The organism is Afipia sp. GW821-FHT04G03, from assembly GCF_059419985.1.
Window position 1 is genome coordinate 27,080 of the sequence record NZ_JBWKSV010000005.1, and the last position, 20,018, is coordinate 47,097.

Sequence of the window (20,018 nt, forward strand, 5' to 3'; positions counted from 1 at the left end):
AATACGTTGCCCGACGCATCCGCGCCTTCAACAACGCTGTCCGCATCCGCAACCGCATGCGGAACGTCGTCGATGATGTCGACCAGGATGGTGCCGGTGGTGCTGTTGCCGTGGGCGTCCGTCACCGTGTAGGTGAAGCTGTCCTTGCCCGTCTCGGTGGTGACGCTGTTGTCCGCTGTCGCGCCGTCATACGGCGTGACCAGCGTGTAGGTGTACGCGCCGGTCGCCGAGTTCAGCACCAGGTTGCCGTAGGCGCCGTTGGCACTGCTCGTCAGCGTATAGGTGTACGGACCCGTGCCGTTGCCCGACGGCGTGATCGCGCCGTCGAAGATCTCGCTGTTCGTCGCCGCGGCGCTGCCGATCACCGGCAGGCCCGCCTCGTTCACAACCGCATCGGTGTCCGACGCAACCACCGTTACGTTGTCGATATTGATCGTCAGCGTCGTCGTCGAGGTGTCGCCGTCGCCGTCCACGATCGTGTAGACGAACGTATCCACCGCATTCGAACCGGTCGCATTCGGCTTCGCCGCATAGGTGTAACTGCCGTCCGCGTGCAGCGTCAGGAAGCCCAGCGTGGTCTCGAGTGGCACGCCAACGCCCCCGCTCACCGGCAGCGCCGTGTTGCTGCCGGTTGCAACACCAACGACCGCGTTGGCGCCATAGCCGTCCGCGCCCGCCGTGTCCGCGCTCGCAACGCCGGCCGTCGTGCCGACACCCGTCAATACGTTGCCCGACGCATCCGCGCCTTCAACAACGCTGTCCGCATCCGCAACCGCATGCGGAACGTCGTCGATGATCTTGATCGTCAACGTCTTGTCGTCGTGGTCGCCATCCGCGTCCGTCACTACAACGGCGAAGCTGTCGCTCGAAGGATCCGTCAGGGTGTTGTCCGCCAGGGTATACTTGTAGCCGATCGAGCCCGTTGCGGGGCTGATGCTTGTGATTTCCAGCGTCCCGATACCAACGTGCACGAACGTTTGGCCGACAAACGTCACAGCCGTACCGTCGATCGTGACAACCGCAGGACCATCCGGCGCCGTATAAGTGATCGAACCTGTCGTGGTTTCAGAATCAGCAGCCGCGTTAGAACCCTCAGGCTCGCCACCGCGCGCCGGAAGTCCCGCTTCGAAAACCTGCGCGCCAGCGGTGCCGGCCGCAGGAACGGTCGTCGTCACGCCGTGATCGTTGATATTGATCGTCAGGGTCGCGGTCGCGATATCACCATCGCCGTCCGTAAGCGTGTAGGTGAAAACGTCGTCACCCGTGAGCGCAGCGCCGTTCGTGCGCTGATAGGTGTATTCGCCATCCGGGTGCAAAACGAGCTTGCCGTACTCACCGACAATCGTCAGCACACCGTTGACGTTCGTCGCGATATGGCCCTGTTCGTTGTTGCTGGTGACATCTGTGACCTTGGCGCCATCCGTACCCACGGTATCGACACCAGGCGAAGTTTCGTTCGCGCCTGTAATGACATTGGCCGTGACCGAAGTCTGGGTTCCAAGGTTGTGGGCGTCACTAACGGCCACAGGGCCATCGTCCTGGAACTGAATCTGCAGCGACACATTGGACACAGCGCTGACAGAGTCGCCGTCGGCGTCGGTTAGAGTCCCCTTGATGTGAAGATCGGCGGCTACCTTTGCGATGTCGTCATATGCCGCTGCATCAAGACCAGAAACCGGATTATAGATTGCCTCATACTGGGCAATCCAGACAAAGCCGACGTGATCGACATAGACCTTGAACACCGTGGTGTTGTCGGCCTTGCCTACCAGTACGCCGTCGGCGTCGGTAGTCAGCAGAATCTTTGTATGGTCCAGGGTCGTCAGGCCGGAATCAACGCCGGCGAACCCGGCTCCATCCTTGTCGGTGATGGCGAACGACCATTCACCATTCAGATCCGCACCGACCTTGCCGGTGAAGAGCGCGGTGAACCCATGGGCACCATTGCTGACCAGAACGCTTTCGCCAGATTTTGCATAGCCGATCGCATTGGCCGCGAAGATCGCGTTATAGGCGTCCGTACCAGAGGCCGGAGCATTAACGTCATTTGCGCTGTTTGGATCTTGAGACGTATTGAGCCCGTTGCTCTCGTCCTCGCTGACCGTAAAGGTCTCATGCGTGGTTGTCGTGACGGTCGTGGTGACATCGCTCCCGAGACCGTAGACACGGAACGGGCCCCCTTCGAAACCTGAAACGCCGTCGTAGTTTCCGATCTTCAAGGTGTCGAATGTTCCGGTTACCGCGGTCACGCTAACCTTGTCGCCATCCTCAAGGCCGGACAGAACATATCCACCTGCGACAACCGTCGCCGTCACCGCCGTTCCATTGACCTTGAACGTCAAATCGACCGGGCTGCCTCCGATTCCGCCGGTGGCGGCGCTGACGAAAAGCACGCCTGTACCGTTGCCCTGAAGGTCGAGCGAGAACGAAGCCCCCGTTTGCGGATCGTAGCCCGCAAAGGCGTTGTTATTCAGATTCAGATTCGTAACGAACTGCGCATCGACGAATTCAGCGCCGTTCTTCTTGCCCACACCATCGATCCAGGCATTGTCGACACCGATCGTTCCGCTTGTCGTGTTAACGGAATGGCCGGAAGCCGTCGTCAAAAGAAGATCATGGCCACCCTGTCCGACACCGCGAACTTCGACGTTACCGGCGTGCAGATTGAAGGCATTGGTAACCGTGGTGGTGGTCGTCGTCGTCGTGTCGACGCCAGGACGTGCCGCGACAACCGGGATATCGTCCAGGACCTGGACGGTGAAAGCTCCCGCTCCCAGAGTCACAGGGTCGCCGTCGCCATCCGTTGCGACAATGTAGCTCGACAGATCGATACCCGTACCTGCAAGCAGGTTTTCGATGTTGTCTTCGGCGGTACCATCCTGCGTCGGATGGTCGATCTGATCCTTCAACGTAAAGACATATGACCCGTCGGGCCCGACGGTCAGTGTGAAGATTTCCCGGTCGCCCGCGCCAAATCCCGCACCATTGCCGCTCTCGACGTAGCCAATGAGAGTTGTGCCGTCGGAAACGATCTTGACCTGTTCATGCTTCGAGGACAGTCCTGTGACGTCGGTCGGATTTTTAGAAACGAGCGTGAAGCTGCCGGGACCATCGGCACCGAAATCGACAAGCGCCTTGAGCGTACCGGTAACGGTCGCCTTTTCGTCTCCGTTGGTTTCACCATCACGCAGCGGATTGCCGTCGGCGTTCGCCCACTGCAGGCCGTCTTCGTCAACAGTTGCAGTGATGTGAGCGGTCGAAATGACCTTCGGGCCATCGTCGTTGAAATGAATTTTGCCAGAGATGTCAGCCGATGCAGACGCGGTGTCGCCATCGCCGTCCGTAATCGTGACGGTTGCCAGGATCGTGTTCGACTTGAGCGAAACCTGATCGTTAGGATCGAGACCGTTGAGATTGTGTTGCAGCGACAGATACTCGACCATGGAAACTTGGCCGGTCGCCGGATCGATCGAGAGAGCAAACGCAGCCTTGCCCGCATCAGCGCCATTTCCATCGACGCGGCCCACGATCAGTGTGTTGCCGCCAACAACTTCTGAGTAAAGGCTGATTGTCGTTCCGTCAGTTAGCTTCACGCCTGAAGGCACGCCGTGCTGGCCATCCCAGCCATTGAGCGTAAGCGAAAAGACAGTCGCATCCGACGTCGCCTGCCCGTCCACGCCGAAGTAAGGGAAGACTACAAGCGCGGGCGTGCTATTGGTCGCGAACGCAAGCGGATTTCCGCCATTGTCAGGATCCGCTCCTTTATTGCTGACCTGGTCGAATACAGACAGCGACCCAGCGACATCGTTGTTCTGGATGCCGGCAGATTCGTCCGCAGTGATACCAAAGCCATGCTTCACCGTCACGGTGACGGCAGGACCATCGTCTTCAAAACGAATATCGCCAGAAATGTTGGCGGAGGCCGAAGCCTTGTCACCGTCACCATCGGTGACTGTGACCGTCGCCTGGACGCTGCCGAGCGCGTTACCGAGTGAAACGTATTCATCGGAATCAACGCCGACATCCGGGCTATTGTGATGCAGTGAAACATACTGGACCAACGAGACGACGCCAGTTGTCGGATTGATGTAGAGCGCAAACGCGGCAGGATCGGCACTTGTGACTTCGCCGTCAGCGGCGTCATATCGACCAACGATGAAGTTGCCTTCCTTGAACAGGAAGATCTCGTGATGGTCAGTGGTCTCGATCTTGGAATCGACCGGGCCCAGAGCAGCTTCACCGTCGGTGTCGAACAACGACAGTGAATAGAACTTCGCTGCAGAGCCTGCTGCTGCGCCGTCCGTTCCGTAGTCGATAACAGGAGCCGAGAGTGCTGAGCCGACGCTGCGCGCATAACCGATCGGAAGGCCAAACGGAACGTCCGGATCATGACCCGGATTGCTCACCGTGTTGAAGACAGACGTAAACAGGATGTCGTTGTCATCGCCGAACGGCGGACTCTGAAGCAATAAGGTTTCGTCATGGACGAGTGTAAAGCCCTCGGCCTTGGTGACGGTGACAACTGGGCCATCGTCTTCGATGCTGATAGGCGTGGTCTTCCCGTCAATGATCGTAACGTCTGCCGTGGAAGTTGCGACGTCGCCGTCGCCGTCGGTCACCGTTGTCGTGAACGTCACGCCCAGCGTTGCACCTTCGCCAACAAGCGTCAGTGGCCGCGATGAATCGAAATTGCCGTCATCGCCATGATCGACAGGCAGATATTGGTCGACCACGAAATGCGCTGAGGGGCTGCCCGCGTCCTCAAGCGAAATCCGAAGCGCAATCGCGCCATCGGCACGGCCGACGCGACCGACGATCTCATCGCCCTCTTTAAAAAGATAGATCGTGCTGTCGAGGCCATAAAGGAGATGGCCGGGATCGGTGACCGACAAGGTGGTGGCCACACCACCGTTCTGGCCGGCGCCGGTCAGCGTCAGGTTGAAAGCATAGTTAGCCGAACCGAAGCCATCCTCGCCGGTGTTTCCGGCGACGAAGAAAAGATTCAGAAGCGCGAAGTCCGCGGACTTCACCTCACCGATCGCGTTCGTTCCTGTCGGGTCCGGCAGGTTATTCGCGGTGACATCGGAATCTGCATTGGGGTCGCCGGCATCCGCGCCAATTGATTCATCAAGCGCGGCAAGCGCCAGCGAGGTCTCCCCCACAGCCGAAACCGACACCACCGGGGTATCGTCGATAACACCAATGGTGAATGCATTCGTGCCGGTCAGTGTGAAGTTGTCGTTGTCGTTGTCGGCGACATGCACCAGCGTCGTGAAATCCAGAAACAGGGTTTCTTCCAGATGCCCGTTCGAGGTCGAGCCGCTGTCGAGGGTTTTGATCGGATGATCGATCTTGTCGAACAACGTAAAGTCGTATGTGCCGTCGGAGTGAATCGTCAGCTGGAATACGGCGTGGAAGCCCTCCTCGCCGCCGCTGCCATAACCTCCGATGACAGTGCTGTCGCCTGTCACTGTGGACTCGACCTGACTGTAATGCAGGTCGTGGCCGCCGGATCGAACGACGGCGCCGGTACCATCCCTGACCGCAGAATTTGCAATCGCACCGTCGATGCTGAACGTCAGCGGGCCATCACCACCCGCAACGAGATTCGTCAGCGCATTGGCGCCAGCGCCATGGAAAAATTGGGTCGTGACATCATTGCCTTCGGTATCCCGGTCGAGGCCATCGGGAGCCGTTCCGTCGCTGTTCGGCTGGGTAGCGTCGTTTGGATCTTCCTGACCGTGAGACGCGATCGGGTTAAACTCGAAAAGCTGCTTGGTGAATCGAGTTTCAAAGATAAAGCCGCCAAGCTGTTCTTCTTCCACCGCACCGCCGACGCGCGCGCCAAAAATCTGAGACGGGATGAGATCGATCACGTTGACGGGCGTCAAAAGGTTCGTGATGACGAAGTTCGGCAATTCCTCCTGGCCAAGCAGATCGAGCGGACCCGGCAATGCGAGCGGATCGACGCCGACGCTGCTGAAATTCGCGCCTGACGCCTGTGCATTGCCGCCGTCACCATCACCCGCCGCAGGGAGGATCGATTGATCTTCCGTCACCGGGAAAAGCGCCGCGAATTCGGTACCCGTCAAATCGCGGCCTGGCGAAACTTCAACCGTCAGTGACTGAAGCGGCTTGCCGGTGGAATCGAAAAACGGTTCGAGCGTGATCGTCGATTTGTTGTCGAAAAGAATGATCAGCTTCTCGCCGACATGGACCAGCGTAATTTTCTCGCCGGCAATCGCCGAAAGATCGGCCTTGACGCTTCCGTCGTAGCTCAGCGCCACGATGACCGACTGCTCGCTGAAAGGCTTCGCTATTTTGACGATGCGCGCCGGAGGCTTGCCTGCGGTCTGCCCTGCAATATTGGCCTGCGCTACCTGAAAAGGTCCATTCATGACGACGCCTCAAAAATGCGGAAAATAAAAATTGAGCCTTAATAGGCCGCTTAACAATTTCTTAAGGATCATCCTCTCTTTCAAATAGTTAGACGTCAAGAAACCCTTATGGTAAATCCAACGTTACCGGCCGCTGTGGTTAAATCGACACGCTTAGGTTTTCGTTGGCTGGGGGCTCGCGGCGGGATTGACCCCCACCGGCCTTCTTGCTTGATTAAGCTATTGATTTTTTGATATTGGGGGGCGTGATGCGCGCCGGATTGTTCAACGTTATCAAGACTGCAGCGGTGCTGAGCCTCGCTTTGAGTTCGGGTGTGCTGAGTGCAAGGGCCGCCGACCTCGGCCTGATGGTGCCCCAAGGAAGCGTGGGAGGCTGCTCGGAGATCGTCCTGACCTGCGAGAACGGCCGCGATTATCCGATTTGCCCGATTGCCGTCAGCGTGGCGGGCGAGCTGGTTACGGCCAGGCTCTATACTGCACCGCGCAGCGCGACCTATGTCCGGCTGGTGCCGATGGGCGTCGGCTATCGCTACGCTGGCAAAGGTATCTGGCTCGATGGTCTGCGCGGAAACGCACAGCTCAATTTCGGCAAAAACAACTCTGTCGCCTGCTCGGTTTCGCTCTCCTGAGCGAGCCGCACGGCTAAGCACCCATCCATTTTTCAGAGGGCGTCCCGCGCACGGGCGCGCCCATGGCATCCACGCCTGATCCAGCCGGTCTACACCGGCCGAGCACGCTCAGCGTCCGTTCAGCCCTTGGTTCGCAAAACCGTGCGAAGCGATGACCTCGGATACATGTAGGCCTTGGGGTGAATGTAGGCCGGACAGTGATCGTACCAGGCGTATTGCTGCCAATTCCACTTCAAGCAACCCGAGGCGATGGCGGGCTCGTAGCCATATCCAAACTCTGGCCAGCGAGGCTGGTCGCCAAAGGCCTGTGCGCCGCCGGCCGGAAGGACGACCAGCAGGATAGCGCCCAGAATTGCTCCCTTTAAAATTGCCCTGATCATTGTGACCTCAATTATTTGCAGCAGTATCGTTTCAGGGTGCCAAAGCCGCACCCTCTCGGCAAGAGACTTGATGGAATCAACGATTGGGCGAGTGGATCACTTGCAGGCCACGATCGGGACCGGAACGGTCGGCAGAGGGATCGATTGGCGCGCCACTCCGAATAAAACTGCGAACTCATATGCCCTTGAGGTAATGATATAATTTCATCATTCCAACGGGCCTTTGCGGTCCGCGAAGAACTCCGGGTTCTCAGACGAGAGTTTTTGCGTCGGGACGGGCAACTCGCGGCAGGTTAGCTGCGCGAAGCGCATCACGTGCGCCGCGTTCGCATCCCGGCGTCCAGCATCGCGGCACGATATTCCACGGGCGTCATTCCATAGGCGCGGCGGAACGCGCGAACGAACTGAACCGGATCCGCGAAGCCGCTGGCGTAGGCCTTTTCCGCAATCCGGCGATGATCCGCCGGATCGGCCAGCACGGCGCACAGCCGTTGCAGACGGCGCGCGCGGATGAAATCGGCCACGCCCTCATCCGGTTCGAACAGCCGATAGAGCGCCGACCGCGACAGTCCGAGCAGGCGCGCAAGCTCGTGCACACCGAAAGCGGGATCGTGGAGATACCGCTCGATCAACGTTTCGGCGCGCTCGCGCGCGGCCAGGCGCAGGATGGTCCGCGTATCCCCTTCCAGCTCCGGCACAGCGGGATGCTCGATCACCAAAGCCAGCATGTGGAGAAAGGCCCGCGCCAGCGACGGACCGCTCGCGAGAGGAAGGCCCAGCAGATGCGGCGACAGCGCCCGCACATAATCCATCAGCGGCCGCGCGCGGGCCGCGCTCAACACCAACCCGTGCAGGGAGCGCACCGGCGGCAGGATTTCCTCGACGATCGCGCGCGGGATGGCGAATGTCATCGTGCGGCTTGTCGTCGATATCCATTGAGCGCGGCGGCTGAGATCGGCCAGCACCACGCCGCCGCCGCAGGCGATCGAACGTCCTTCGGCATCGCCCGCCTGGCTTCCGTCGAACAGAATCAGCACGCCGAGATGATCGATCTCGTCGGCACGGATGCGATTCCCGCTTCGGGCGAAACCAAGCCCGGTGATGTGCGATCGTGTGACCGCCAGATCGCGAAATCCGAAGGTCTCGCTGTTGGCGAAGAAACCGCCCTCGGGCGGCTGGGTGTCGAATACCGGCGCGAGGCTCGGCCACTCGCGGCAGCTCCACGCCTCATAGGCATCGCGCGCGGCAATGCCGTTCGTCGTGAAGAAGCGTCGGTGGGCCATGCGGGGGAGAGCCGATGAGGAGAAAAAGAATCTGGTGAGCAAACAGTTTGAAGTGATTGTCGGGCAAGCGGGGCAATGCGGCAAGCAGACCTGTCTGATCTGCGACGTTTCGCCCTTTGGGACGAAATGCAAATAGATGGGACGCGACGTCAATTGCGGCCATATCGCCTCGCTCTATACCGGGACAGGGCGCGGCAAAGTATCTGGGTAGGCGCTATTCGGACGATGTGATCGGCGACCTCCTGGGGGCATGGGAATGGCGCGAGACACCCGGACCGCGGCGACGCTGTCGCCTGCGCTGCGGATGGCGTTACTGGCGTCGACCGCCTTTGCGACCGTGCTGTCGGCAACCGCCGATGCGAACGCGGCCTGCAATCCGAATCCACCCGCTGACGGCAACACCGCGACTTGTACCGGCACCACGACCAATCAGGGACCGGACCCCGGCATCGGCTACGGCGACCCGGCACTGACCAATCTTCACGTCACGGTCGCGCCCGGCGCCAGCGTCACCGGCACGATCATCGGCATCGCCTTCCTCGACGGCACAGTGATCAGTTCGGGCGCTCTCGCGGGCAGCAGAGGCATCTTTGCCAGTGGCACCGCCAATGTGACCAATCACGCCGACGGCACCATCACCGGCGGCGACTTCGGAATCAGTGCCAACATTGCCAACGTGACCAATTCCGGCAGCATCACTGGAAACCTCGACGCCATCTCGGCGGCCGTCAACGCCTTCGTAACAAACTCCGGCACCATTACCGGCACCAACGGAAACGGCATCGAGGCTACCACTGGCGCCGCGACCGTCACGAATACCGGCACCATCACCGGCACCACCGGAGGCATCTACGCAGGCACCACCGCCAATGTGGCCAATCATGCCACAGGCACCATCAGCGGCGACGTTGCCATCTCTGCCAACGCTGCGACGGTGACCAATTCCGGCACCATCACGGGCGCTACCTATGGCGTTTTCGCCGACACCACCGCCACTGTGACGAATTCCGGGAGCATCATCGCAACAACCGGCGAGGGCGTCAGGGCTGTGACCGCTTTCGTCACTAATTCCGGCACCATTACGGCTGGCGGAAGAGGGGTTGCCGCCGACATCGCGAACGTCACCAACTCCGGCACCATCACAGGGACCATGGATGGCATCCTTGCGGCCTCTGTCGCAAACGTGACCAACACAGGCCGCATTAGCGGAGGCAACACCGGTATCATCAGTAACGGCAGCGCCGTTGTGTGGAATTCCGGCACCATCGCCGGCGATACCGGCATAATCGGATGGGGTGGCGATGTTACCCTGACCAACTCCGGCACCATCAAGGCGACGGCCTACAATGCCATCTATTCGGCGCTGAACAGTACGGTAGTCAATTCAGGCTCCATTATTAGCGACAACAACAACGGCATAGGAAGCATCGGGACCGCCACCGTCACCAATTCCGGGACCATCAACGGCGGCACCGTCGGCGTTGGAAGCAACAGCATCGCCATCGTTACCAATTCCGGAACCATCAGAGGCCTCAACACAGGCGTTGGCAGCGAAGGATTCGCCACGGTCATCAATTCCGGCACCATTATCGGACAAAACCGGAGTGGCATTCTCGGCTACATCAACGCCACCGTGACCAATTCGGGAATTATCACGGGAGGCGGTAACGGCATCGCATCCAACGACACCGCAGCCGTCACCAACACCGGCACCATCACGGGCGCTCTGAGCGGCATCTGGACCTACGGCACCGGCGTCGTGACCACGTCCGGATTCATCGGCGGAGGCAACGGCACGGCTATCCAGTTCAACGCCAATGGCACCGCCGCCTCCGACACCCTCAACATCCTGCCCGGCGCGCGCTTCGGCGGACGGGTCAATTTCGGCGGCGGCGCCGACAGGGTGAATTTCGGTCCCGGCAACTGGGTGCTCGACACCGCGCAGTACGACGCCGCGCTCTCTACCGTCACAACGCCGGGCACACCCTATTTCATCACCCCGAACCAGATCATCGTCGCAGACACTTCCAGCTTCCGCATGATGAAGCGCGCCATCATGGACATCACCGGGTGGATCTCGTCGGTGCTGCCGGACAGTCCGGTGTTCGATACGTCGGCCATGAGCGGCGCCAATGCCTTCGCCGCTATCGACACGCCCGCGCCGCGCTTCGATAATGCTTTTGCGAATTTCCCCTCCGCGTCGCCCCACACACCGACACCCGCGTTCACGGGCGGCACGGTCAACGACGCGCATGGCAATGCGTTCTGGGCCAAGGGCTTCGGCGGACGCCGCGACCAGGGCGCCAGTGACGGCGTCATTGCAGGCATCACCACCGGCGCGGGCGTCGCGATCGGCTTCGATGCCGACATCACCGGCAACACGCGGCTGGGCGTGTTTGCCGGCGGCAGCGACAACGACACCCGGTTCGCTCTCAATGCCGGCAGCATCGGGACCGACACCATGTTCGCTGGGCTCTACAGCCGCACCCTAACCGGTTCGAGCTTCTTCGATCTGGCGCTGATCGGCGCCACGCTCGACAACGAGTCAAAGCGCAATATCAACGGCGTCACGCCACAGACCGCGAGCGCGCGCTATGACGGCTGGCTCCTCACGCCGCTGCTCACGTTCGGCCATCGCTTCGCGCTGCCCTACAATCTCACGCTGACGCCGGCCGTGAAGGTGCGCTACGTCGCGGCGCAATTTGACGGCTATACGGAGAGCGGATCGAACGTCAATCTCACCATCGCCGCCCAGAGTTTCCGTGGCGCGGAGGAGCGCGCCGAAGTCACCCTCGCCGGCGTCCAAAACCGGGACGGCAGCCGAATCACGTTCCGCGGCCATGTCGGCCTGCTGGCGCGCCAGTATGCCGGCGACCAGACGGTCAACATCGCGTTCGGCGGAACCAACGTCTTGGCCGCCATCGGAGAACGGGACTCCTACGGCCTCTATGCCGGCGGCGGTTTTACGTGGCAGACCGGCAATGTCGCGTTGTTCGCCTCAGGTGAGGTCACCGGCATGAACGACAACAGCACAATCGTCGCTGGCAAGGGTGGCGTGCGCATTCTGTGGTAAGTGCGGCGCTTCCTGCCCAGGCATAACCCTGGAACAGCGCGAAGGCGCCCCTGGAGAAAGTCGGGGACCAAAACGCCGGTCCCGACGTTCGCAGTTTTGTATGCAAATGGCGCGCTCGGAGAGATTCGAACTCCCGACCCTCGGAATCGAAATCCGATGCTCTATCCAGCTGAGCTACGAGCGCTGACGCGCGCACCATAGCCAAGCGGGGCGCGAAATCCACCCCGGCAAACCGGCTGAAAACTGCTTTTTTCCAGGATTTTACAGGATCACTTTGAGTGAGATTGGCAGCGTGAAAAGCCACTGCTTTGCAATCGGTTACAACGGCGCTTTTGCCGCTGCTGCGATCATCTCTCCGAGTTCAGCGAAGTGACGCTTGCGCGGCGAACTTTTGCGCCATGCAAGTCCGATGACCCGCTGCGGCTCCGGATCGGCGAATCGCATGAGGTGGATGTTGCCTCGGCGGGTTTCGAGCGGAGCGGCAAGCTCCGGCAGCAGGGTCATGCCGAGACCGTTCGCCACCATCTGAATCAGTGTCGACAGGCTCGAAGCGCCGAACGTATTGATGTTCTCGATCCGCCGCAGGTTACAGAATGCCAGCGCCTGATCCCGCATACAGTGCCCCTCCTCCAGAAGCAGCAGCCTGTCTCTCTCAAGCAAATCGGGCGTGGCGCGTGCCCGATTCGACATGCGGTGCGACGTCGCCATTGCCAACAGGAAGCGATCATCGAACAGCCGGGTCGTCTCGATGTCGGCGTGTTCGACCGGCAGCGCCAGCAGCAGGACGTCGAGCTGCCCGTCGAGAAGTTCGCCGACAAGCGTCTGGGTCTGGCTCTCCCGGATATGGAGATCGATATCCGGAAACGCATTCCGAATCGTGGGCAGCAGTTGTGGCAGGATATACGGCGCCACCGATGGAATGACGCCGAATCCGAGCGGACCTGACAGCACGCCCCCTTGCCCGCGCGCGAAGTCCACGATGTCGCGGACATCGGCCAGAACCCCCGCGGCCCGCTTCGCGATGTCCTTGCCGCCCTCGGTGAGCATCACGCCGTTGCGCCCACGCTCGAGAAGCTGGACCCCGAGGAACTTCTCGAGCTCCTGAATCTGCATCGACAGCGCCGGCTGGGTGACGGAGCAGTGCTCCGCGGCCCTGCCGAAATGCCCCAACCGGGCCACGGCATCGAAATATTTGAGCTGTTTAAGAGACACCATATCGATCAGTTTTTCTTGTCCATATCCATTATGGCCACGATTAAACCTGATCGACAAGCCTCCCTCCGGCCTGCTCAGAGCGATACTCCCGATACTAATACAGGGCTTCTAACATCTGACGCGCCGCCTTGGGGCGCCGCGTCTCAAGCCTTTTCGCCCCACAACGCCCCGACAATCGCATCAAGCCCGTCGGTCAGCGCGGCAGGACCGGGCTGCAGAATCAGCGGCGATTTGATCTCGACGATGCGGTTGGTGCGCACGGCAGCGACAACGTCCCACCCCGGTCTATGACGGATCTTGGCGGGTACGACTTTCTTGCCGCACCACGACGCAAGGATGATGTCGGGGTTGGCTGCGATCACGGCTTCCGACGCGACGATGCGGTCCTTCGCGGCTTTCTCCTTCGCCAGTTGCGGAAACACATCCTCGCCGCCCGCAATCGCGATGAGCTCCGAGACCCAGCCGATGCCGCTGATGAGCGGATCGTCCCATTCCTCGAAATAAACTTTGGGGCGCGATGGACGCGAGCGTCCGATCCGGGCGGCTTCCGCAAGCCGTCCTTCAAACCGCTCCGCGAGATCATGAGCCTTGGCAGGCTCGCCAATCAGCCCGCCAAGCGTGCGGATCATCGCCAGTATCCCTGCGACGTCGCGCTGGTTGAAGACATGCACGGCCACCCCGGCCCGCACCAGATCCGCGACGATGTCGGCCTGCAAGTCCGAGAACGCCAGCACCAGATCGGGATCGAGCGCGAGGATCTTGGGAATATCCGCCGAGATAAACGCCGACACGCGCAGCTTCTCACGCCGCACCTGCGGCGGCCGCACCGCGTAACCCGATACGCCGGCGATACGATCCTGTTCACCGAGAAGGTAAAGAGTCTCGACGGTTTCTTCGGTGAGGCACACGATCCGGCGCGGAGGAAAGACTGTCATGTACGGAAATTCCAAGGCGGGCGACCGCGCGCAGCAGCGCAATCAGCACTGACTACGCCGAGGCGGCGCTCATGCCAATGCGCCCGATGCCGGGAATCTTGATCGCCGGCCTGCGGATGTCGATGCCGAGAACCGCGCCGAGAACATTCAGCTCAAAGCCTTCCAGCCAGCCGACGGTAACGCCGAGATAGCCGCCCAGCGTAGCGCGCAGCCCGGTGCCGGATGGCGTGCGGCCGAGCCATTCCCCGTCATAGGGAAAGTCCTTGCCGATGGCCGTGGGCGGCAGCACGGCCTGCATTTCCGGAACGGCATCGATAATCGCGGCAACGAACGTGTTGGAGTTCGGGCCCGGCCACGCGCGATAATCGCCGAGATTGCGATACTTGTAGCTGTCGATAGCGGCCTTGATTTTCGGGATGAGGCGCGCGGCTTGCTCGCCGTCAGCGCTAAACACTTCTTCCGGCACCTGCCCGAACCAGCGCCCGTCCGCGACAAAGCCGTTAACGCGGATCGGCTCGCCCCACGCCGTGTAATCGTAGCGGCTGTAGCGCGACGCGCCCTTGTCCTTGAACACGATCCAGGAATGCACGGCGACGATGCCGCGCCAGCGCACTGTCCGTGCGGCGTAGATGCGAACCAGAGCGTTAGGATTGCTCGACGCTTGGGGCAGCACACCGGCACTGGAACGATCGGCCGCATACCAGTTCGCTGAAGCGCGATCGCTCAAAAAATACGATGCCGCGGAGACGCCGATGGGGGCGAACACAAGGATCAGAAAAGCCGCCAGAACCATCTTCCACAATCTCATCGCACACCGTCACAGACGCAATCGCTCCATTTGAGAATGGTGACGAGGATCGACAGATTCAATGGCGCAGGTTGGGCAGACTACGGGCGAGAAACGTCGAAAACCTCGCCGTCATAACCGGCCTCGGCAGGAATGCGCAGCCGCATCCCTCCCCCTTCCCTCGTCATTTCGGGAACAACGGTGACCACGGGTGTCGTTCGCGCGAAATCCATCGCCGCCTTCGCCGTGCCGATCTTGTCCAGCTTGATGAGATTGCGGATGGTCGGAAACGGCAGCGTAAAACGGCCGGACGCGGCGCTGTCGAGTGCCTCCTTCGGCGAGAGCCAGATCGAATCGACCGACTCCTTGCCGTCGTGCTTGCCGATGTGGTCGTCCGGCGCCATGGCCAGCAAGAAGTGGGTATCGAATCGCTTCGGCATGTTCACCGGCGTGATCCAGTGCGCGAAGGGAACCAGCAGATCGATCGCAGGCGTCAATGCATGCTGACGCAGAATATCCGCGAAACTCACCTTGCCTTCGTCAAGTGCAACCCGCTGCGGGTCCAGGTCCGCGAGTTGCTCCGCCGGGATCAGCGCCCCGGACCCGCGCGGGCGCGCCAGCATGATCCCGCTTTCCTCGAACGTCTCGCGAATGCCGCCGATGCGGATGGCGGCTGCATCGGCCCCAAGGCCACCGCGATCGGACACAAGCGCAGGATCGGCCGCGATCTCGCGGTCGCCGGGATCGAGGCTGCCGCCCGGAAACACCAGAGCGCCAGAACTGAACTCGATTTCATGGTGACGCTGCACCATGAAAATCTCCATGCCGCTCCTGCCCTCACGCAGCAGCAGGACCGTTGCGGCAACCCGCAACGCTTTCGACGGATCCGGCGCGCTCTTGTTTTCGCTCATGCCAGATTAGCCCGCTTGTCAACGCGCCCAACGCGCGACAGGAGATAGTCGACTTCGCTGCGCGCGAGCGGGCTCATGCTCGATCCCGGCTTGCGCTGCGCGTCCGACGCGATCTTGCCGCGCTTCTTGAGGACATACTTGCGCACGGCAAGACCGACGCCCGGCTGCTGTTCATAGCGGATTAGCGGCAGATGCGCGTCGAACAGATCGTGCGCGGCATCGCGCTTGCCGGCCTTCGACAGGTTGACGACATCCACCAGCAAGTCCGGGAAGGCATAGCCGGTCATGGCGCCATCGACGCCGCGCTCCATCTCGAAGTCGAGAAACAGTCCGCCGTTGCCCACCAGAATCGACAGCGGCCGCAGCGAGCCGTCCTTTTGAAAACCGCGCAGCGTCGAGATCTTCTCCAGTCCGGGCCAATCCTCGTGCTTGAGCATCGCGCAGGACGGGCTGTCCATGATGATCTTGCGAATGACGGACGGCGTCATGACGACCGTCAAGGTCAGCGGATAATCCTGCAACACCCACGGCACATCTGGGCCGACGGCCTCTGTCGCCTGCCGGAAATAACCGAAAATCTGTTCGTCGGTACGCAGGTGCGGCGGTGGCGCAATCATGACGGCAGCAGCGCCCGCATCCATCGAGGCGCGCGCCAGCGTGCGCATCTGCGCAAAGCCTGGCGCAGATACGCCAACGATGATCTGCTTGTTCGTGGCGCGCTTGATGAAGCGGGTCGCAACCTGAAGCGATTCATCGGCCTCCATTTTCGGCGCCTCGCCGAGAATTCCGAGCACCGTCACGCCGTTGCAGCCGACCTCGGCGTAAAAATCGGTCAGCCGATCGATCGAGTCATAGTCGATGCGGCCATCTTCGAAGAATGGCGTTGGCGCGATGGCAAAAGTGCCGCTCGCTTCGTGAGTCAGCTTCATAGTCTTGGTTTCTTTCGTGGATTAGAGTCTGCGAGCCGTCATCTTATCCTGCTCGCCGAAGAAAATCTCGCTGGCGTGGTTCACAATATCCTCCGCCTTCCAGGGACCGCCGGGCTTCCAGCCCTCCATTTCCAGCATTTTCATCTCGCGCACGCCGCGCGGCCCGGAAACGCCGAGCACCTTGCCCGTCTGCTCGCCGGACAGCGAACTGACCATATAAAGCACCGCCGGTGCAATTTCGTCCGGCCCCATCGCCGCACCGGGATTCTCGATATAGCGCGGCAAATCTGCCGTCATGCGCGTAAGCGCGCCGGGCGCCAGCGTCCAGAGCCTGATGTTGTACTTGCGGCCTTCGATGGCGAGTACATTGCTCAGGCCCCAGATGCCGCCCTTGGCCGCCCCGTAATTGCTCTGGCCGAAGTTGCCGATCAGGCCCGATGTCGAAGACGTGTTGACGATGACCCCGCCGCCATTGTCCTTCATCCATTTGAAGACCGGAAGCGTGACGCAAAACGTGCCTTTGAGATGCACCTTCATCACCCGGTCCCAGCTTTGCTCGGTGATTTTCGCGAAGGTCGTATCCAGCAGGATGCCGGCGTTATTGACGAGAATATCGGCGCGGCCGAAATGCCTGATGGCATCGTCGAACACCGACTGGCCGCCGACCATGGTCGAGATGTCGGCGCCGTTGGCGTAAGCGCGGCCTCCCTCGGCCTTGATCGCATCGACGACTTTCTGCGCCATCGATGTGTCGGCGCCGCTGCCGTCGCGCGGGCCGCCGAGATCGTTGACAATCACCGCCGCGCCCTCGCGCGCGAACAGTTTGGCATAAGCCTCGCCCAAACCGCCGCCTGCCCCGGTGATGATCGCGACCTTACCGTCGAGCAGACCCATGGCGTCCTCCGGTTTCTTCTTTTAAGCGAGTACGGTCTTGCCGTTCTTGATGACGGTTACGCCGCGGCTTTTCACGCGGCCTTCGAGAGAAATCACGTTGCCGTCTTTCCACAGATCGAACGAGACCGTCTCGCCCGGAAACACGGGGGCCGAGAACCGCGTGACATGCTGCCTGAACGCGAGCGGATCATAGTCGGCATAGGTCTGCAGCACCGCCCGACAACTGAGCCCATAGGTGCACATGCCGTGCAGGATTGGACGATCGAAGCCCGCGCGTTTGGCAAACTCCGGATCGCTGTGCAGCGGATTGCGATCGCCGCAAAGCCGATAGATCAACGCCTGATCCGGCCGCGTCGAAATATCAACCGTCATGTCCGGGGCTCGCTTTGGAATGGCGTGGGGTTCGGGCTGGCCCTCGGAGGGGCCACCAAAGCCGCCATCGCCACGCGCGAACTGCGACGCGATCAGGGTTGCAAGGTCTTCGCCCTTCTCATTCTTGAGCACGGTCTTGCGCAGGATCACCGCGCCCTTGTCCTTGCCCTTGTCGAATACGCCGAGAATGCTCGAGTCCGCCGTAATGTTCGCTGCGACCGGTAGCGGCTTGTGAAAGGTGATGTCGCGCTCGCCGTCCACCACCATGACGCGATTGACGTCGATATGTCCCGCGACCGACCCCCATGCCGCAACCGAAGCGTAAGTCGGGACAACTTTCAATTCGCGCGGCGTGAAGTAGCCCTCGTTGACGAAAGACAGTTCCTTCTCGTCCATCGGGTCGGCGCCCATGCCGATGCCATAGGCGTAAAGCATGACTTCGCGATCGGTCCACGAATACTTCTGGCCGACATTCCTGAGAGCCATCACCTCATCGTATTTGATCGGCATGCTTCCTCGCTGTTGTTATTGTTATCCGACAGGCGTGAAGAACGGCAGCGGCGCGCCGTCCGTCGGCTTGAAAACAACCTTCACGCGTTGGCCGATTTTCAGCGCGGCCAGATCGCAATCGACAAAGTTCGTCAGCAACGACGGCCCCTCATCGAGCGTGACATAACCGATGGCATAAGGCCCGGTCGGCGACTTGCGCATCAGGCTGTAGCTATAAATCACGCCCTCGCCCTTGCTTTCTTCCCATACCGTCTGGTCCGAGAAACACACCGGACAGATCGATCGCGGAAAATAATGCGGTTCGCCGCACGCGGTGCAGCGCTTGATCAGAAATTTGCCCTGCTTCGCAGCTTCCCAGAAATGTGCGGTCTCAGGATTGCCGACGGGCGCGGGATATTTCGGTTTATCGGTCATCACACGCGCTCCAGAATCGCGGTCGACGCCGCATGCCGCACACCAAGCAATCCGCCGGTGCCATGCACCACCGCGAGATCGCAGTTCGGAACCTGAACCTTCGGATGCGCCTCGCCGCGCAACTGCCGCACCGCCTCGATGATCTTGGTGATGCCGCCGCGGTTAATCGGGTGATTGTTGCACAACCCGCCGCCGTCGGTGTTCCATGGCAGCTTGCCAACGCCGGAAATCAGGTTGCCGTCCGCGACGAACTTTCCGCCGTCGCCTTTCTTGCAGAAACCAAGATCCTCAAGCTGGATCACCACCGTGATGGTGAAGCTGTCGTAGATCGACGCATACTTGATATCCTTCGGCGTGACGCCCGCTTCGGTAAATGCGGTCGGACCGCTCCAGACGCCCGCCGAATATGTCAGGTCGAGGTTGCGGCCGCCATTCGGTCCCTTGTTCGATTCACCGTGGCCGGTGAGACGTACCAGCGGACGCTTCAGCGACTTCGCGATCTCCGGCGTGGTTACGATGACCGCACCGCCGCCATCGGAAACAACGCAACAGTCGAGCCGGTGGAGCGGATCGGAAATCATCGGCGAGTTGACGACGTCCTCCACGGTGACGACGTCCCGCAGCATGGCGTGCGGATTGTACTGCGCATGATGCGACGCCGCGACCTTGACCCATGCCAGTTGTTCGCTGGTGGTGCCGAAATCATGCATGTGGCGCATCGCGCACATACCGTAAGCATTGTGTGTGGTCGGCCCGTAGGCCATTTCAAAATCCACCTCCGGACCATAAGCGCGCGGCGGCATCGGGCCAGTGCGCGGCTTACCCGCCAGCGTGATAAGCGCCACGGAGCACTTGCCCGCGGCTATCGCTTCGGCAGCATGGCCCAGCGCGATGATGTAGGAACAACCGCCGGTCTCGGTGGAATCCAGGTGGCGCAACTTGTTGAGGCCGAGATAGTCAGACATCTGCCAGATGCCGCCCGGTGCGTCGCCGGCGCAGAAATAGCCGTCGACATCGGCCTTGGTCAGACCCGCATCCTCCAGCGCGCCCTTGGCGCATTCGGCGTGAAGCTGGGCGGTCGATTTATCCGGCGCATGCCGTGTCGGATGCTCGTAAATCCCGGCGATGTAGGCCTTGTTCTTGATCGTCAAAAGGTGTCTCCGCTGGCGCTTTTTTCCAGCGAATATCTCGCCCGCTTGAGCAGGCTTGGCAAGCACCTTGAGTTTCGCAGGGCGAACGAGCGCCGCGCATGTCGCTTTAACGCGTATTCTGGCGCAAAACCGGCATC

At 60.9% G+C, this 20,018-nt stretch carries 14 protein-coding genes and 1 tRNA gene; 2 read left to right on the forward strand and 13 right to left on the reverse strand.

Translation table 11 applies throughout. The annotated features are described in order from the left end of the window. The coding region (locus AC07UB_RS21720; RefSeq protein ID WP_494655291.1) for a DUF5801 repeats-in-toxin domain-containing protein at positions 1–6,398 on the reverse strand (6,398 nt) is incomplete at its 3' end. A 248-nt stretch (positions 6,399–6,646) separates the two neighbouring features. Between AC07UB_RS21720 and AC07UB_RS21725 the strand changes: the two genes are divergently transcribed. After that, positions 6,647–7,027: a hypothetical protein gene (locus AC07UB_RS21725; RefSeq protein ID WP_494654825.1), complete on the forward strand. Its 381-nt coding sequence runs from the start codon at positions 6,647–6,649 to the stop codon at positions 7,025–7,027. A 119-nt stretch (positions 7,028–7,146) separates the two neighbouring features. Here AC07UB_RS21725 and AC07UB_RS21730 read toward each other — a convergent pair whose 3' ends face one another. Together AC07UB_RS21730 and AC07UB_RS21735 are read right to left on the reverse strand one after the other, a co-directional pair. After that, positions 7,147–7,407 carry a hypothetical protein gene (locus AC07UB_RS21730; protein WP_494654827.1) on the reverse strand — a complete coding sequence of 87 codons (261 nt, stop codon included), beginning with the start codon at positions 7,405–7,407 and terminating at the stop codon, positions 7,147–7,149. A 311-nt stretch (positions 7,408–7,718) separates the two neighbouring features. Then, entirely contained in the window at positions 7,719–8,690 is a 972-nt protein-coding gene (locus tag AC07UB_RS21735) for a helix-turn-helix domain-containing protein (protein WP_494654829.1), read from the reverse strand. A gap of 256 nt (positions 8,691–8,946) precedes the next feature. Between AC07UB_RS21735 and AC07UB_RS21740 the strand changes: the two genes are divergently transcribed. Next, positions 8,947–11,763: an autotransporter outer membrane beta-barrel domain-containing protein gene (locus tag AC07UB_RS21740; RefSeq protein ID WP_494654830.1), complete on the forward strand. Its 2,817-nt coding sequence runs from the start codon at positions 8,947–8,949 to the stop codon at positions 11,761–11,763. A 107-nt stretch (positions 11,764–11,870) separates the two neighbouring features. Here the strand turns inward: AC07UB_RS21740 and AC07UB_RS21745 are convergent. The 10 genes from AC07UB_RS21745 to AC07UB_RS21790 all read right to left on the reverse strand — a co-directional run bounded on the left by AC07UB_RS21745 (position 11,871) and on the right by AC07UB_RS21790 (position 19,881). Further along, positions 11,871–11,947: transfer RNA gene (locus AC07UB_RS21745), tRNA-Arg, on the reverse strand. 134 nt (positions 11,948–12,081) lie between these two features. Then, positions 12,082–12,978 carry a LysR substrate-binding domain-containing protein gene (locus AC07UB_RS21750; RefSeq protein ID WP_494654832.1) on the reverse strand — a complete coding sequence of 299 codons (897 nt, stop codon included), beginning with the start codon at positions 12,976–12,978 and terminating at the stop codon, positions 12,082–12,084. A 143-nt stretch (positions 12,979–13,121) separates the two neighbouring features. Continuing rightward, the gene (locus AC07UB_RS21755) at positions 13,122–13,913 is read right to left on the reverse strand and encodes a cobalamin-binding protein (protein WP_494654834.1); all 792 of its coding nucleotides are present in this window, start codon (positions 13,911–13,913) and stop codon (positions 13,122–13,124) included. Between the two features lie 52 nt (positions 13,914–13,965). Next, complete coding sequence (locus tag AC07UB_RS21760; protein ID WP_494655066.1) at positions 13,966–14,706, reverse strand: DUF3750 domain-containing protein; 741 nt, start codon at positions 14,704–14,706, stop codon at positions 13,966–13,968. Positions 14,707–14,801: 95 nt separating this feature from the next. Next, positions 14,802–15,611, reverse strand: a complete 810-nt coding sequence (locus tag AC07UB_RS21765; RefSeq protein WP_494654836.1) for an NUDIX hydrolase — start codon at positions 15,609–15,611, stop codon at positions 14,802–14,804. Then, positions 15,608–16,540 (reverse strand): dihydrodipicolinate synthase family protein, encoded by a 933-nt coding sequence (locus tag AC07UB_RS21770; RefSeq protein ID WP_494654838.1) that lies wholly within the window; start codon positions 16,538–16,540, stop codon positions 15,608–15,610. Before AC07UB_RS21770 ends, AC07UB_RS21765 begins: the two co-directional genes overlap by 4 nt. Before the next feature lie 21 nt (positions 16,541–16,561). Next, entirely contained in the window at positions 16,562–17,434 is an 873-nt protein-coding gene (locus AC07UB_RS21775; RefSeq protein ID WP_492789934.1) for an SDR family oxidoreductase, read from the reverse strand. Between the two features lie 21 nt (positions 17,435–17,455). Further along, positions 17,456–18,316 (reverse strand): MaoC/PaaZ C-terminal domain-containing protein, encoded by an 861-nt coding sequence (locus tag AC07UB_RS21780; protein WP_492789935.1) that lies wholly within the window; start codon positions 18,314–18,316, stop codon positions 17,456–17,458. Between the two features lie 21 nt (positions 18,317–18,337). Next, on the reverse strand, positions 18,338–18,730 hold the full coding sequence (locus AC07UB_RS21785) for a Zn-ribbon domain-containing OB-fold protein (protein ID WP_492789936.1): 393 nt from the start codon (positions 18,728–18,730) through the stop codon (positions 18,338–18,340). Beyond that, complete coding sequence (locus AC07UB_RS21790; RefSeq protein ID WP_494654841.1) at positions 18,730–19,881, reverse strand: thiolase family protein; 1,152 nt, start codon at positions 19,879–19,881, stop codon at positions 18,730–18,732. The genes AC07UB_RS21785 and AC07UB_RS21790 overlap by 1 nt, the downstream gene beginning before the upstream one ends. Positions 19,882–20,018 lie beyond the last annotated feature (137 nt).